Raw genomic sequence first — 15,957 nt, forward strand, 5'->3', positions numbered from 1 at the left:
TCGTGCGCCGCGGCCGCCCCCCACCTCACCCATGGAGCTGATCGGTAGTGCCCAAGCGGGACGACATCTCGCACGTGCTGGTGATCGGCTCCGGGCCGATCGTCATCGGCCAGGCCAGCGAGTTCGACTACTCGGGCACCCAGGCCTGCCGCGTGCTCAAGGCCGAGGGGCTGCGGGTCAGCCTGGTCAACAGCAACCCGGCCACGATCATGACCGACCCCGAGGTCGCCGACGCCACCTACGTCGAGCCGCTGACCCCGGAGTTCGTCGAGCGGGTCATCGCCAAGGAGCGCCCCGACGCGCTGCTGGCCACCCTCGGCGGGCAGACCGCGCTCAACATCGCCATCGGCCTGTACGAGAACGGGGTGCTGGAGAAGTACGGCGTCCAGCTCATCGGCGCCGACGTCGACGCGATCAACCGCGGCGAGGACCGGCAGCTGTTCAAGGAGATCGTGCGCTCGGTCGGCGCCGACGCCCCCCGGTCGCGGGTGTGCGCCAGCGTCGAGGAGGCGCTGGAGACCGCGGCCGAGGTCGGCTACCCGGTGGTCATCCGGCCGTCGTTCACCATGGGCGGCCTCGGCTCCGGCTTCGCCACCGACGAGGCGATGCTGCGGCGGATGGCCGCGCACGGCCTGGCCGACTCCCCGGTGCACACCGTGCTGATCGAGGAGTCGGTGCTCGGCTGGAAGGAGTTCGAGCTCGAGCTCATGCGCGACCGCAGCGACAACGTGGTCGTCGTCTGCTCGATCGAGAACATCGACGCGATGGGCGTGCACACCGGCGACTCGGTGACCGTCGCCCCGGCGATGACCCTCACCGACCGCGAGTACCAGCGGATGCGCGACGTGGGCATCGCCGTGCTGCGCGCGGTCGGCGTCGACACCGGCGGCTGCAACATCCAGTTCGCCGTCCACCCGGACACCGGGCGGCTGGTCGTCATCGAGATGAACCCGCGGGTGTCGCGGTCCAGCGCGCTGGCGTCGAAGGCCACCGGGTTCCCGATCGCCAAGATCGCCGCGAAGCTGGCGATCGGCTACACGCTCGACGAGATCCCGAACGACATCACAGGGGTCACCCCGTCGGCGTTCGAGCCGGCGCTGGACTACGTCGTGGTGAAGATCCCGCGGTTCGCGTTCGAGAAGTTCCCCGGCGCCGACCCGCGGCTGACCACGACGATGAAGAGCGTCGGCGAGGTCATGGCCCTGGGCCGCAACTTCCCGGAGGCCCTGGGCAAGGCGATGCGGTCCACCGAGACGTCCGTCGCCGGGTTCTGGACCGGCGGAGCCGAGGAGCGGTCCGCCGACGAGCTGCTCGAGGCGCTGCGCACCCCCGTCGACGGCCGGCTGTACGTCGCCGAGCAGGCGCTGGCGGCCGGGGCGACGGTGGAGCAGGTGGCCGAGGCCAGCGGCTTCGACCCCTGGTTCGTCGACCAGATCGCGCTGGTCCAGGAGGTCGGCAACGAGCTGCGCGACGCCCCCGCGCTGACCGAGGCGCTGCTCCGCCGGGCCAAGCGGCACGGCCTCTCCGACCGGCAGATCGCCGCGCTCCGCCCCGAGCTGGCCGGGGAGGACGGCGTCCGGCGGCTGCGCTGGCGCCTCGGCGTCCGGCCGGTCTACAAGACCGTCGACACCTGCGCGGCCGAGTTCGCCGCCCGCACGCCGTACCACTACTCGTCCTACGACGAGGAGACCGAGGTCGAGCCGCGCGAGAAGCCCGCGGTGCTGATCCTCGGCTCGGGGCCCAACCGGATCGGCCAGGGCATCGAGTTCGACTACTCCTGCGTGCACGCGGTCATGGCGCTCAAGGACGCCGGCTACGAGGCGGTGATGGTCAACTGCAACCCCGAGACCGTCTCCACCGACTACGACACCGCCGACCGGCTGTACTTCGAGCCGCTGACCTTCGAGGACGTCCTCGAGGTGGTCGAGGCGGAGCGCGCCGCCGGGCCGGTGGCCGGGGTCATCTGCACCCTCGGCGGGCAGACCCCGCTGGGCCTGGCGCAGCGGCTCAAGGACGCCGGCGTCCCGGTGCTGGGCACCGCGCCCGAGGCGATCGACGCCGCCGAGGACCGCGGCGCCTTCTCCCGGGTCCTGGCCGACACCGGCCTGCTCGCCCCCAAGCACGGCACCGCGACGACGTTCCCGGAGGCGCGGGAGATCGCCGCGACGATCGGCTACCCCGTGCTGGTCCGCCCGTCGTACGTGCTCGGCGGGCGCGGCATGGAGATCGTCTACGACGACGTCACGCTGGAGAGCTACATCGCCAAGGCCACGGACGTCAGCCCGGAGCACCCGGTGCTGGTCGACCGGTTCCTGGAGGACGCCGTCGAGATCGACGTCGACGCCCTCTACGACGGCACCGAGCTCTACCTCGGCGGCGTCATGGAGCACATCGAGGAGGCCGGCATCCACTCCGGCGACTCGGCGTGCGCCCTGCCGCCGATCACGCTCGGCTCGGCCGACCTGGTGCGCATCCGCGCGGCCACGGAGAAGCTGGCGGCGCGGATCGGCGTGCGCGGGCTGATGAACGTCCAGTACGCGGTCAAGGACGACATCCTCTACGTGCTCGAGGCCAACCCGCGGGCCAGCCGCACGGTGCCGTTCGTGTCCAAGGCGACGGCGGTGCAGCTGGCCAAGGCCGCGGCCCGGGTGGCGGTGGGGGAGACGATCGCCGACCTGCGCGCGGCCGGCGTGCTGCCCGCCACCGGCGACGGCACCGACCTGCCCGAGGACATGCCGATCGCGGTCAAGGAGGCGGTGCTGCCGTTCCACCGCTTCCGCACCGTCGAGGGGCAGAACGTCGACACCGTCCTGGGCCCGGAGATGAAGTCCACCGGCGAGGTCATGGGCCTCGACGCCGGCTTCGGGACGGCGTTCGCGAAGTCGCAGGCCGCCGTGTACGGCGACCTGCCCACCTCCGGCACCGTGTTCGTCTCGCTCGCCAACCGCGACAAGCGCTCGGCGATCTTCCCGGTCAAGCGGCTGGCCGACCTCGGCTTCCGGGTGCTGGCCACCGCCGGCACCGCGCAGGTGCTGCGCCGCAACGGCGTGGCCTGCGAGGTGGTCGGCAAGTACAGCGAGGGCCCCGGCAACGTCGTCGAGCGGATCGCCGCCGGCGACGTCGACCTGGTCATGAACACCCCGTTCGGCGCCCCGGGCAACAGCGGGCCGCGGCTCGACGGCTACGAGATCCGCACCGCCGCGGTCACGGCCGGCATCCCGTGCATGACCACGGTGCAGGGCATCGCCGCGGCCGTGCAGGCGGTGGAGGCGCTGCGGGCCGGCGAGCTGGGCGTGCGCAGCCTCCAGGAGGTCCACGCTTCCCTGAACGGGCGCCGCGCATGACCCACCGGAACGGCCACGGTGTTGGATCGCTGCTCACCGAGCCGGCGCCGCCGGCGGGCAACCGGCCGGTGCAGCGCGCGGCCGAGGTGGTCGCCCGCCGGCCGGTCGCCGCCTACGTCGAGCTCACCCTCGACGCGCCCGAGATCGCCGCGGCGGCCGAACCCGGCCAGTTCGTGGCGTTCGCCGTCGGCGGGCCGCTGTCGGCCGCGCTGCTGCGCCGCTCGATCGCGATCGCCGGCACCGGCGACGGGCGGGTCACCGTCGTCGTCGCCCCGCACGGGACCGGCTCGACGTGGCTGACGCAGCTGCGGCCGGGGGACCGCGTCGACGTCGTCGGCCCGCTCGGCCGGCCGTTCCCGCTGCCCCCGCGGGGCCACCCCGCGCTGCTGGTGGGCGGCGGGTACGGCTCCGCCGCGCTCGTCGGCCTGGCCGCGCGGCTGCGCTCGGCCGCCTCGCCGGTCCTGTCGATCAGCGGCGCCGCCACCGCCGACCGGCTCTCCTCGGTCGAGGAGCTCGGCGCGCACGGCCCGGTGACCGTGACCACCGACGACGGCAGCGCCGGGCAGCGCGGCCGGGTCACCGACGCGATGGCCCAGCTCCTCGGGCAGGTCGGCATCGTCTACGCCTGCGGGCCGATGGCGATGCTGCGCGCGGTCGCCGAGCGGGCCACCGCGGCCGGCCTGCCCTCCTACGTCGCCGTGGAGGAGGCCATGGCCTGCGGCATCGGGGTCTGCATGACCTGCGTGCTGCCGGTCGTCGGCGCCGACGGGCGCACCCGCTTCTCCCGCTCCTGCACCGAGGGGCCCGTCTTCGGCGGCGACCGGGTGCGCTTCGCCGACGTCGGCTCCCTGCCCGCCGACGTGGTCGGCGCCGACGCGATGGGGGTGCTGCCGGCATGACCGCGACCGCGTCCGACCACCGAGATGGCCATCCCGGTGGTACCGCCGTCGACATGACCACGTGGCTGGGCAAGGCCGAGATCCCGAGCCCGGTGCTCACCGCGTCGGGCTGCTCGTCCTTCGGCCGCGAGCTGGAGCCGTTCGTCGACCTCGCCGCCGTCGGCGCGGTGGTGACCAAGTCGGTGCAGCTGCGCCCGCGCTCCGGGCGGCCCACGCCGCGGATGGCCGAGACGCCCAGCGGCATGCTCAACTCGATCGGCCTGCAGGGCCCCGGCATCGACGGACTGCTCGCCGACGAGCTGCCCTGGCTGGCCGAGCGCGGCGCCCGGGCGTTCGTCTCGATCGCCGGCACCCGCGTCGAGGACTTCGCCGAGCTGGCCGCCCGCCTGCGCGGCGTCCCGGGCGTCCTCGGCCTCGAGGTCAACATCAGCTGCCCCAACGTCGAGAGCCGCGGCGAGGTCTTCGCCTGCGACCCGGTGGCGGCGTCCGACGTCGTCCGGGCGGTGCGCGAGGCGGCCGACCCGGCCCACCCCGTCTACGCCAAGCTCAGCCCCGACGTCACCGACATCGTCGCGGTCGCGGCCTCCTGCGCCGACGCCGGCGCCGACGGGCTGTCGATGATCAACACCCTGCTCGGGCTGGTCATCGACCCCGACACGATGAAGCCGGTGCTCGGCGGGGTCACCGGCGGGCTCTCCGGCCCGGCGATCCGCCCGGTCGCGCTGCGCTGCGTCTGGCAGGTGCACCAGGCGCTGCCCGACGTGCCGATCCTCGGCATGGGCGGCATCCGCAGCGGCCTGGACGCCCTGCAGTTCGTCCTCGCCGGCGCGAGCGCGGTCAGCGTGGGGACGGCGGTGTTCAACGACCCCTCCGCCGTGGCCCGGGTGCACGCCGAGCTCGCCGACGCCCTCGCCGCGCGCGGGTTCGGCTCGCTCGCCGACGCGGTCGGGCACGCGCACCGGTGACGCCGCCGTTCGGGGCCCGCCTGGCCGAGGCCGGGGCCGCCCGCGGGCCGCTGTGCGTGGGCATCGACCCGCACGTGCTGCTGCTCGAGAGGTGGGGCCTGCCCGACAGCCCGGAGGGCCTGGCCCGGTTCACCGACGCCGTCGTCGACGCCCTCGCCGGCCACGTCGCCGTCCTCAAGCCGCAGCTGGCGTTCTACGAGCGGCACGGCTCCCGCGGCCTGGCCGTGCTGGAGGACGCCGTCCCGCGGGCCCGGGCGGCCGGGGCGCTGGTGCTGCTCGACGCCAAGCGCGGCGACATCGGCTCGACCATGGACGCCTACGCCGACTACCTGGACCCCGGGCACCCGCTGGCCGTCGACGCGATGACGGTCAACCCGTTCCTGGGCCCGGGCTCGCTGCGGCCGGCCGTCGACACCGCCCGGCGGTGCGGCGGCGGGCTGTTCGTGCTGGCCCGCACCTCCAACCCCGACGCCGGCACGCTGCAGCACGCGCTGGTGGGGGAGCGGACCACCGCGCAGGTCGTCGTCGACACCGTGCGGGCGTGGAACGCCGAGGACGGCTCCGGCTCGTTCGGCCTCGTGGTGGGCGCCACGCTGCCCGAGCTCGACGTCGACCTGGCGGGCCTCGGCGGCCCGGTCCTCGCGCCCGGGCTGGGGGCCCAGGGCGGCTCGGTGGCCGACCTGCGCCGGCTGTTCGGCCGCGACGGCGCCGTCGTCCCCACCGTCTCCCGCGACGTGCTCGCCGCCGGCCCGGACGCCGGGGCGCTGCGGGCCGCCGCCGACCGCTGGACCGACGAGCTGGCGCGGTGAGCCGCGCGCCGGCGGTGCTCCTCCCTCTCCCGCCGGCACGGACTGCCTTCTCGCCGGCGACGGCCGCGGTCGGTGGAGTGGGTCCAAAGTCCCTGCTCAGAGCCGCTGCCGGGTCACCGCGACGTCACCCATCGGCGTGTCGCGTCCGGCGTGTCGAACAGGTGCAGGGCGCAACCACTACGGAACGCAATCGTCCCGAAACGCGCTGACCTGGGGAGATGACGCAGGGTCACCGAACGGCGGAACGGCGGGTGAACGACCGGGCCCGAAATGCCGACGATCTTCGCCGCAGGGCGCGTGACCAGCGGATATGCCGGGAACTAGGTTGACCGCCGGGCCCGTACGACGGGCCCGGCACCGCAAGAAGCACCACCCGACCCGCCGGGTCCAGACCGCCGGCGACGACACGATTGGGTCGCAACCATGCCTCTCCCTTCCCTGTCCCCCGAACAACGTGCCGCCGCTCTCGAGAAGGCCGCCGCGGCCCGCAAGGCCCGCGCCGAGCTCCGCGAGCGGCTCAAGAGCAAGGGCGCCACGGTCGGTGACGTCCTCAAGCAGGGCGAGACCGACGAGGTGATCGGCAAGATGCGGGTGTCCGCCGTGCTGGAGTCCCTCCCCGGCGTGGGCAAGGCGCGGGCGGCGAAGATCATGGAGCGGCTGGAGATCTCGCCGACCCGCCGCGTGCGCGGCCTCGGCGCCAACCAGCGCAAGGCGCTGGAGGCGGAGTTCGGCGGGGACAAGGTCGCCACCTGACCCGACCCCGGGCGACGGGCGGACGAGACCGGGCGGCAGGATCGGGGCGTGGCACATGGCACCCCGGCACGGCTGACCGTGCTCTCCGGCCCCTCCGGGGTGGGCAAGGGCACCGTGATCGCGGAGGTCCGGCGCCGGCACCCCGACGTGTGGGTGTCGGTGTCGGCCACCACGCGGGCCCGCCGCGCCGGCGAGGTCGACGGCGTGCACTACCACTTCGTCGACGACGCGGAGTTCGACCGGCTGATCGCCGAGGACGGCCTGCTCGAGTGGGCCGAGTACGCAGGAAACCGCTACGGCACCCCGGTCGCCCCGGTCCGCGAACGGCTCGCGGCCGGGGCGCCGGCTCTGCTGGAGATCGAGCTGCAGGGCGCCCGCCAGGTGCGGGCCCGCGAGCCGGAGGCGCAGCTGGTCTTCCTCGCCCCGCCGTCGTGGGCGGAGCTGGTGAGCCGGCTGGCCGGTCGCGGGTCCGAGCCGGCCGCCGTCCAGGAGCGCCGGCTGGCCATCGCCCAGGCCGAGCTCGACGCCGCGGGGGAGTTCGACGTGGTGGTGGTCAACGACGACGTGGCCCGGGCCGCCGACGAGTTGGTAGGCTTGCTGACTGCGCCCGCGCCCGGTCTGTGCCGGGAGGCCGGCGCTCCCACCACCGACTGAGGAGCCTGCCCGCACGTGTCCGGAGTCGCACCCCACCCCGAGGGCATCACCAACCCGCCGATCGACGAGCTGCTCGAGCGCACCAGCAGCAAGTACGGCCTGGTGATCTTCGCCGCCAAGCGCGCGCGCCAGATCAACGCCTACTACAGCCAGCTCTCCGAGGGCCTGCTGGAGTACGTCGGCCCGCTGGTCGACACCGCTCCCCAGGAGAAGCCGCTGTCGATCGCGCTGCGCGAGATCAACGAGGGTCTCCTGACCCACACCGCGGGCGAGAACTGAGCCGCTCGCCCCAACTGATGACCGAGCACCCGGCACCCCGTGCCGGGTGCTCCGTCGTATCGGGATGATGGAGCCCATGAGCCGGATCGTGCTGGGCGTCAGCGGCGGCGTGGCCGCGTACAAGGCCGCCCTGCTGCTCCGCCAGTTCACCGAGGCGGGGCACGACGTCCGCGTCGTCCCCACCCCCGGCGCCCTGCACTTCGTCGGCGCCGCCACCTTCGAGGCGCTGTCCGGCAACCCGGTGACCACCGCGGTCTGGGACGACGTCCCCGAGGTGGCGCACGTGCGGATCGGCCAGACCGCCGACCTCGTCGTCGTCGCGCCGGCCACCGCCGACCTGCTCGCCCGCGCCGCCGCCGGTCGCGCCGACGACCTGCTCACCGCCACCCTGCTCACCGCGCACTGCCCGGTGGTGTTCGCCCCGGCGATGCACACCGAGATGTGGCTGCACCCGGCCACGCAGGACAACGTCGCCACCCTGCGCCGCCGCGGCGCGGTCGTCCTGCCGCCCGCCGTGGGCCGCCTGACCGGCCCCGACTCCGGCCCCGGCCGGCTGCCCGAGCCGGCCGACGTCGCCGCGCTCGCGCTGGTCGTCCTCGAGCACGGCGCGGACGCGCTGGCCCCCGACCTCGCCGGCCGCCGGGTCGTCGTCAGCGCCGGCGGCACCCGCGAGCCGCTGGACCCGGTGCGCTACCTCGGCAACCGCTCCTCGGGCAGGCAGGGCTGGGCCCTGGCCCGCGTCGCCGCCGCGCGCGGCGCCGAGGTGGTGCTCGTCGCCGCGAACGTCGACCTGCCGGCCCCGTTCGGGGTGCGGGTCGTGCCGGTCGGGACGGCGGAGGAGCTGCGGACGGCGGTGCTGGCCGAGGCGAAGGAGGCCGACGTCGTCGTCATGACCGCCGCCGTCGCCGACTTCCGGCCGGAGACGGTGGCCGCCACCAAGCTCAAGAAGGGCAGCGCCGACGAGCCCAGCGGCATCCCGCTGGTGCGCAATCCCGACGTCCTGGCCGAGCTGGTCGCCGAGCGGGCACCCGGCCAGGTGGTCGTCGGCTTCGCCGCCGAGACCGGGGACGCCGCCGGCGACGTGCTCGCCCACGGGCGGGCGAAGCTGGCGCGCAAGGGCTGCGACCTGCTCGTGGTCAACGACGTCTCCGCCGGTCAGGCCTTCGGCCGGCCCGACAACGCCGCCGTCGTCCTGGCCGCCGACGGCACCGCCACCGAGATCCCGCGCGGCAGCAAGGACGCCGTCGCGGCGGGCATCTGGGCCGCGATCGGCGCCCGGTCGGCCCGGCCGGCCGACGGCTGACCCGCGACCCGCGCCGCCGCGACGGTAACGTTCCGCCCGGCGGGATGCCGCCGCACCCGCCCGACGACCCAAGGAGAACCGAGTGCCACGCCGCCTCTTCACGTCCGAGTCGGTGACCGAGGGCCACCCGGACAAGATCGCCGACCAGATCAGCGACTCGATCCTCGACGCCATGCTCGAGCAGGACCCGCGCAGCCGGGTCGCGGTCGAGACCCTGATCACGACCGGGCAGGTGCACATCGCCGGCGAGGTCACCACCGCTGGCTACGTGGAGATCGCCGAGATCGTCCGGCAGACCATCCTCGGCATCGGCTACGACTCCTCGCGCAAGGGCTTCGACGGGGCCTCCTGCGGCGTGAGCGTCTCGATCGGCTCGCAGTCCCCCGACATCGCCCAGGGCGTCGACACCGCCTACGAGGCGCGCACCTCCGGCTCGGCCGAGGACGAGATCGAGCGGCAGGGTGCCGGCGACCAGGGCCTGATGTTCGGCTACGCCACCGACGAGACCCCCGAGCTGATGCCGCTGCCGATCGCGCTGGCCCACCGGCTGGCGCGCCGGCTGTCCGCGGTGCGCAAGGACGGCTCGGTGCCCTACCTGCGTCCCGACGGCAAGACCCAGGTCACCGTGGTGTACGAGGACGACCGCCCGGTCGCCGTCGACACCGTGGTCGTCTCCTCGCAGCACGCCGAGGACATCTCGATCGAGCAGCTGCTCGCCCCCGACGTGCGCGAGCTCGTCGTGGAGCCCGAGCTCGCGGCGCTGAACCTGCCCACCGACGGGTTCCGGCTGCTGGTCAACCCGACCGGCAAGTTCGTCATCGGCGGCCCCATGGGCGACGCCGGGCTGACCGGCCGCAAGATCATCGTCGACACCTACGGCGGCATGGCGCGGCACGGCGGGGGCGCCTTCTCGGGCAAGGACCCGTCGAAGGTCGACCGGTCCGGCGCCTACGCGATGCGCTGGGTGGCCAAGAACGTCGTCGCGGCCGGCCTGGCCAGGCGCTGCGAGGTGCAGGTGGCCTACGCCATCGGCGCGGCGCACCCCGTCGGGCTCTTCGTCGAGACCTTCGGCACCGGCACGGTCCCCGACGACGTGCTGGAGAAGGCGATCACCTCGGTGTTCGACCTGCGCCCCGGCGCGATCGTGCGCGACCTCGACCTGCTGCGGCCGATCTACCGGCCGACCGCGGCCTACGGGCACTTCGGCCGCACCGACGGCGACTTCCCGTGGGAGCGGGTCGACCGCGCCGAGGCGCTGCGCGCGGCCGTCGGGGCCTGAAGCGTCGGTAGCGGCGGCCAGACTGGGAGCCGATCACCGCTCCCGGCCCGAACGGAGACCCCCTGACCGCGGTCGCGACCACCGACGCCGACCCGGGCACCCGCAGCGGCCTGCGGGTCGCCCGGGTCGTCGTCGACGTGCCGCTGGCCCACCTCGACCGGCCGTTCGACTACGCGGTCCCCGACGAGCTGGCCGAGGACGTCCGCCCCGGCTGCCGGGTGCGGGTGCGCTTCGCCGGGCAGCTGGTCGACGGGTTCGTGCTCGAGCTGGGCGACACCACCGAGCACACCGGCAGGCTGGCGCCGCTGGCCAGGGTGGTCTCGGCCGAGCCGGTCCTCACCCCCGAGGTGGCCGCCCTCGCGCGCTCGATCGCCGACCGCTGGGGCGGCACGGTCACCGACGTGCTGCGGCTGGCGATCCCGCCGCGCCGGGCCTCGGCCGAGAAGCGCCCGCCGGCCGAGCCGCCGCCCGCGCCGGAGCCGCCCGACCCGGCCGGCTTCGCCCGGTACCCGACCGGGCCGATGCTCGTCGACGCGATCGCGTCCGGCGCCCCCGCCCGGGCGGTCTGGACGGCGCTGCCCGGGGAGGACTGGCCCGCCCGGCTGGCCGAGCTGTGCCGGGCGGCGCTCTCCGGCGGCCGCGGCGCGCTCGTCGTCGTCCCCGACGGCAAGGACCTCGACCGGCTGGAGGCGGCGGCCCAGCAGGTGCTGCCGAAGGGCTCCTTCGTCGTGCTGCGCGCCGACGCCGCCCCCGACACTCGCTACCGCCGGTTCCTCGAGGCCGCCCGCGGCACGGCGAAGGTGGTGCTCGGCACCCGCGCGGCGGCGCTGGCCCCGGTCGCCGACCTCGGCCTGGTGGCGATCTGGGACGACGGCGACGACCTGCACGCCGAACCGCGCGCCCCCTACGCGCACGCCCGCGACGTGCTCGTGCACCGCGCCCACCTCGCCTCGTGCGCGGCCGTGGTCGCCGCCACCGCCCGCACCGCCGAGGCGGCTCTGCTGGTCGAGTCCGGCTGGGCGCACGAGCTCGCCGCCGACCGCGCCACGCTGCGGGCGGCCGCGCCCCGGGTGCAGGCGCTGGGCGACGACGCCGAGCTCGCCCGCGACCCCGCCGCGCGCACCGCCCGGCTGCCCAGCCTCGCCCACCGGGTGGCCCGGCAGGCGCTGGCCGACGGCGCCCCCGTGCTGGTCCAGGTGCCCCGCGCCGGGTACGCGCCCGGGCTGTCGTGCGCCCGCTGCCGCGCCCCGGCGCGCTGCGCGGTCTGCTCCGGCCCCCTGGGCATCTCGGCCACCCCCGGTCCGGGCGGCTCGCGCGTGCCGGCCTGCCGGTGGTGCGCCCGCCCGGCGGCCACCTTCGACTGCCCGCACTGCCACGGCACCAAGCTGCGCGCCTCCGTCGTCGGCGCCGCCCGCACCGCCGAGGAGCTGGGCCGGGCGTTCCCGGGCGCGACCGTGCGGGTCTCCGGCCGCGGCTCCGGCGTCCTGGCCACCGTCCCCGGCGGCCCGGGGGTCGTCGTCGCCACGCCCGGCGCCGAGCCGGTCGCCGACGGCGGCTACGGGGCCGCGCTGCTGCTCGACTCGTGGGCGCTGCTCGGCCGGGCCGACCTGCGGGCCGGGGAGGAGACCCTGCGCCGCTGGATGAACGCCGCGACGCTGGTGCGCGCCGGCGGGCAGGTCGTCGTCTCCGCCGACGGCGCGCACCCCGTGGTGCAGGCCCTGGTCCGCTGGGACCCGGCGTGGCTGGCCGCGCGCGAGCTGGCCGACCGCCGCGAGCTCGGCTTCCCCCCGGTGACCCGGATGGCCGCGATCTCGGGCACCCCCGCGGCGCTGGCCGAGTTCCTCGACGCCACCCGGCTGCCCGCCGACGCCGAGCTGCTCGGCCCCGTCCCCGAGCCGCCGCGTCCGGGCCAGGAGGGCGAGCGCGAGCGCTACCTGGTGCGCGTGCCCCGCGGCGAGGGCCTGGCGCTGGCCCGGGCGCTGGCCGAGGTGCAGGGCGTGCGCAGCGCGAGGAAGGTCACAGAGCACGTGCGGGTGCAGCTCGACCCGCTCGAGCTGATGTGATGGCGCCCGTGCGGACGATCGGCCTGCTCGGCGGGATGAGCTGGGAGAGCAGCGCGCTGTACTACCGGCTGCTCAACGAGGCGGTGCGCGAGCGGCTCGGCGGGCTGCACTCGGCCCGCTGCGTGCTGCTGTCGGTGGACTTCGCCGAGATCGAGCGGCTGCAGGTGGCCGGCGACTGGGACCGGGCGGGGCAGCTGCTGGCCGCCGACGCCAAGGCCGTCGAGGCGGCCGGCGCCGACGTCGTGCTGCTGTGCACCAACACCATGCACCGGGTCGCCGACGCGCTCACCGACGTGCTGGCGGTGCCGCTGCTGCACATCGGCGACGTCACCGCCGACGCCGTGCGCGCCGCGGGGATCGGCCGCATCGGGCTGCTCGGGACGGCGTTCACGATGGAGCAGCCGTTCCTGGTCGACCGGCTGGCCGCGCACGGGCTGGAGGTGCTCGTCCCCGAGGCCGCCGACCGGGCGGAGGTGCACCGGATCATCTACGAGGAGCTCTGCCTCGGCGTCGTCCGCGAGGAGTCGCGGCAGGCCTACCGCGAGGTGGTCGACCGGCTGGCCGGCCGCGGCGCCGAGGGCGTGGTGCTGGGCTGCACCGAGATCGAGCTGCTCGTCGGCGCCGGCGACGTCGACCTGCCGGTGTTCCCGACGACGCAGCTGCACGTCGAGGCGGCGGTGGCCGCCGCGCTGGCCTAGGCAGGCGCCCGCATACCCTGGATCGGTGAGCGTCACCCCGATCCGCCTGATGGGCGACCCGGTCCTCCGCCGCAAGGCCGAACCGGTCGTCGACTTCGACGCCGAGCTGCGCCGGCTCGTCGCCGACCTGACCGACACGATGCACGCCGCCGGCGGCGCCGGCCTCGCGGCCCCGCAGATCGGCGTGGGCCTGCGGGTGTTCACCTGGTACGTCGACGGCGAGGTCGGGCACCTGGTCAACCCCGAGGTGACGCCGATCGGCGAGGAGGAGCAGGTCGACCCCGAGGGCTGCCTGTCGATCCCCGGGTTCCGCTTCGACTGCCGCCGGCACCTGTACGTCGCGGCCACCGGGTGGAACATGCACGGCGAGCCGATCCGCGTCGAGGGCTCGCACATGCTCGCCCGCGCCGTCCAGCACGAGGTCGACCACCTCGACGGCGTGCTGTTCGTCGACCGGCTCGACGCCGAGGCGCGCGAGGCCGCGCTGGCCGTGCTCCGCGACGCCGAGTGGGTCGGCGAGCAGGCGTACCTGCCGGCGGGCGAGCCTCGGCCGGTCGTCAAGGTGAGCCCGCACTGAGACTGGTCTTCGCCGGGACGCCGGCGCCCGCCGTGCCCTCGCTGGAGGCGCTGCTCGCCTCCGACCACGAGGTCGTCGCCGTCCTCACCCGGCCCGACGCCCCCGCCGGCCGCGGCCGGCGGGTGAGCCGCTCGCCGGTCGCGGAGCGGGCCGACGCGGCCGGCCTGCCCGTGCTGCAGCCGGCGTCGCCCCGGGACCCCGACTTCCGGGCGCGGCTGGCCGACCTCGCCGTCGACTGCGTGCCGGTGGTGGCCTACGGGGCGCTGATCCCGGAGGCGGCGCTGCGGATCCCGCGGCACGGCTGGGTCAACCTGCACTTCTCGGTGCTGCCGGCCTGGCGCGGCGTCGCGCCGGTGCAGCACGCGATCATGGCCGGCGACGAGGTCACCGGCGCCTCCACCTTCCTCATCGAGAAGGGCCTGGACACCGGCCCGGTGTTCGGCACGCTGACCGAGCCGATCGGCCCCCGCGACACCGCCGGCGACCTGCTCGGCCGGCTGGCGGTCAGCGGCGCCCGGCTGCTGGTCGCCACCCTCGACGGCATCGCGGCCGGTGCCCTCGAGCCGCGGCCGCAGCCGGCCGAGGGCGTGAGCCTGGCGCCGCGGATCGAGCCCGCCGACGCCCGCATCGACTGGGCGCTGCCGGCGCACGTGGTCGACCGGCGGATCCGCGGCGTCACCCCGGCGCCGGGCGCCTGGACCACCTGGCGCGGGGACCGCATGCGGGTGGGCCCGGTCGGCCTGGTCGTCGACGGCCCGCACCTGGCGCCGGGCGAGCTGCTCGTGGACTCCGGCGAGGTGTTCGTCGGCACCGGCAACGGGCCGGTGGTGCTCGAGTCCGTGCAGCCGGCCGGCAAGCGGGTGCTCCCGGCCGCCGACTGGGCCCGCGGCGCCCGCCCGGAGGCGGGGGAGCGGCTCGGATGACGCGCCCGCCCCGCCGCCCGGGCGGCGGTCCGCGGCCGGGACGGCGACCGCGCCGGCCGGCGCCCCGCCGGGAGCTCGACGGCGCCCGGCTGACCGCCTACGACGTCCTGGACGCCGTCACCTCCCGGGACGCCTACGCCAACCTGCTGCTGCCGCAGCTGCTGCGCGAGCGGCGGTTGGCGCCCCGCGACGCCGCCTTCACGACCCAGCTCGCCTACGGGGCGCTGCGCGCGCAGGGCACCCTCGACGCGGTCCTGGCCCGGCTGGTCGACCGGCCGCTGGCCGAGCTCGACCCCCGCGTGCTCGACCTGCTGCGGCTGGGCGCCTACCAGCTGGTCGACCTGCGCGTCCCGGCGCACGCCGCGGTGGACACCACCGTCGACCTCACCCGCGCGATCGTCGGCACCGGCGCCTCCGGGCTGGTCAACGCGGTGCTGCGCAAGGTCGCCGCGGGCGGCGACCGCGCCGGGTGGCTGGCCGCGATCGGGCCCACCGGCGACGAGCGCCTGGCCCTGGCTACCGACCACCCGACCTGGATCGTGCGGGCCTGGCGGGACGCCCTCGGCGGCGACGACGAGCTGGAGCCCGCACTGGCCGCCGACGACGTCGCCCCCGAGGTGCACCTCGCCGCGCGGCGGGTCGACCGCGACGAGCTGGCCCGCCAGGCCGACGGCGAGCCGGGGCCGTGGTCGCCGTTCGCCGTCCGGCTGCACGGCGGCGACCCGGGCCGCCTGGCGGCGGTCCGCGAGGGCACCGCCGCCGTGCAGGACGAGGGCAGCCAGCTCGCCGCCCTGGCGCTGACCCGCGTGGCGGTCGACGGCCCCGACGCCGCGTGGCTGGACATGTGCGCCGGCCCGGGCGGCAAGGCCGGGCTGCTCGCCGCCGTCCGCCCGCCGGGCGTGCGGCTGACCGCGGCCGACCGCGCGCCGCACCGGGCGGAGCTGGTCCGCCGCGCCCTGGCCGGCGAGGACGACGTCGAGGTGCTCGTCGCCGACGGCCGGCAGCCGCCGTGGGCCGAGGCGTCCTTCGACCGGGTCCTGCTCGACGCCCCCTGCACCGGGCTGGGCGCGCTGCGGCGGCGGCCGGAGGTGCGCTGGCGCCGCACGCCCGACGACGTCCCCCCGCTGGCGGGGCTGCAGGCCGAGCTGCTGGCCGGCGCGCTGCGGTCGGTGCGCCCGGGCGGCGTGGTCGCCTACGTGACCTGCTCGCCGCACACGGCGGAGACCGCCGCCGTCGTCGACGCCGCCGCCGGGCGGGACGACGTCGAGGTGCTGCCGGTGGCCCCGCTGTTCCCCGAGGTCCCCGGGCTCGCCCGCGGGCGCTACGCGCAGCTGTGGCCGCACCGGCACGGCACCGACGCGATGTTCATGGCGCTGCTCCGCCGCACCCCCTGACCGCGCGGCGGGGCGCT

14 protein-coding genes are annotated in these 15,957 nt (G+C 76.1%); all 14 read left to right on the forward strand.

What is annotated here, in order from left to right; genetic code table 11:
* The first annotated feature begins 47 nt into the window (after positions 1 to 47).
* The 14 genes from carB to ACI78S_RS15430 all read left to right on the forward strand — a co-directional run bounded on the left by carB (position 48) and on the right by ACI78S_RS15430 (position 15,940).
* On the forward strand, positions 48 to 3,344 hold the full coding sequence (carB, locus tag ACI78S_RS15365; protein ID WP_456974787.1) for a carbamoyl-phosphate synthase large subunit: 3,297 nt from the start codon (positions 48 to 50) through the stop codon (positions 3,342 to 3,344).
* A complete protein-coding gene (locus ACI78S_RS15370; RefSeq protein ID WP_456974789.1) occupies positions 3,341 to 4,243 on the forward strand; it encodes a dihydroorotate dehydrogenase electron transfer subunit in 903 nt (300 codons plus the stop codon). The genes carB and ACI78S_RS15370 overlap by 4 nt, the downstream gene beginning before the upstream one ends.
* Entirely contained in the window at positions 4,240 to 5,208 is a 969-nt protein-coding gene (locus tag ACI78S_RS15375) for a dihydroorotate dehydrogenase (protein ID WP_456974791.1), read from the forward strand. Before ACI78S_RS15370 ends, ACI78S_RS15375 begins: the two co-directional genes overlap by 4 nt.
* On the forward strand, positions 5,205 to 6,017 hold the full coding sequence (gene pyrF / locus ACI78S_RS15380) for an orotidine-5'-phosphate decarboxylase (RefSeq protein ID WP_456974793.1): 813 nt from the start codon (positions 5,205 to 5,207) through the stop codon (positions 6,015 to 6,017). The genes ACI78S_RS15375 and pyrF overlap by 4 nt, the downstream gene beginning before the upstream one ends.
* A gap of 423 nt (positions 6,018 to 6,440) precedes the next feature.
* A complete protein-coding gene (gene mihF, locus ACI78S_RS15385; RefSeq protein WP_456974795.1) occupies positions 6,441 to 6,770 on the forward strand; it encodes an integration host factor, actinobacterial type in 330 nt (109 codons plus the stop codon).
* Between the two features lie 48 nt (positions 6,771 to 6,818).
* Complete coding sequence (gene gmk, locus ACI78S_RS15390) at positions 6,819 to 7,424, forward strand: guanylate kinase (protein WP_456974798.1); 606 nt, start codon at positions 6,819 to 6,821, stop codon at positions 7,422 to 7,424.
* Between the two features lie 15 nt (positions 7,425 to 7,439).
* A complete protein-coding gene (gene rpoZ / locus ACI78S_RS15395) occupies positions 7,440 to 7,703 on the forward strand; it encodes a DNA-directed RNA polymerase subunit omega (protein WP_179720069.1) in 264 nt (87 codons plus the stop codon).
* Between the two features lie 76 nt (positions 7,704 to 7,779).
* Positions 7,780 to 9,006, forward strand: coding sequence for a bifunctional phosphopantothenoylcysteine decarboxylase/phosphopantothenate--cysteine ligase CoaBC (coaBC, locus tag ACI78S_RS15400; protein WP_456974800.1), 1,227 nt, complete (start codon positions 7,780 to 7,782; stop codon positions 9,004 to 9,006).
* Positions 9,007 to 9,088: 82 nt separating this feature from the next.
* Entirely contained in the window at positions 9,089 to 10,285 is a 1,197-nt protein-coding gene (gene metK, locus ACI78S_RS15405) for a methionine adenosyltransferase (protein ID WP_456974802.1), read from the forward strand.
* A 110-nt stretch (positions 10,286 to 10,395) separates the two neighbouring features.
* Entirely contained in the window at positions 10,396 to 12,348 is a 1,953-nt protein-coding gene (locus ACI78S_RS15410; RefSeq protein ID WP_456974959.1) for a primosomal protein N', read from the forward strand.
* Positions 12,348 to 13,046: an aspartate/glutamate racemase family protein gene (locus ACI78S_RS15415; RefSeq protein ID WP_456974804.1), complete on the forward strand. Its 699-nt coding sequence runs from the start codon at positions 12,348 to 12,350 to the stop codon at positions 13,044 to 13,046. The genes ACI78S_RS15410 and ACI78S_RS15415 overlap by 1 nt, the downstream gene beginning before the upstream one ends.
* Before the next feature lie 25 nt (positions 13,047 to 13,071).
* On the forward strand, positions 13,072 to 13,623 hold the full coding sequence (def, locus tag ACI78S_RS15420) for a peptide deformylase (protein WP_456974806.1): 552 nt from the start codon (positions 13,072 to 13,074) through the stop codon (positions 13,621 to 13,623).
* Positions 13,624 to 13,625: 2 nt separating this feature from the next.
* Positions 13,626 to 14,546: a methionyl-tRNA formyltransferase gene (gene fmt, locus ACI78S_RS15425; protein WP_456974961.1), complete on the forward strand. Its 921-nt coding sequence runs from the start codon at positions 13,626 to 13,628 to the stop codon at positions 14,544 to 14,546.
* Positions 14,543 to 15,940, forward strand: coding sequence for an RsmB/NOP family class I SAM-dependent RNA methyltransferase (locus tag ACI78S_RS15430; RefSeq protein WP_456974808.1), 1,398 nt, complete (start codon positions 14,543 to 14,545; stop codon positions 15,938 to 15,940). The genes fmt and ACI78S_RS15430 overlap by 4 nt, the downstream gene beginning before the upstream one ends.
* Positions 15,941 to 15,957: the final 17 nt, after the last annotated feature.

Source organism: Geodermatophilus sp. SYSU D00815 (genome assembly GCF_054050035.1).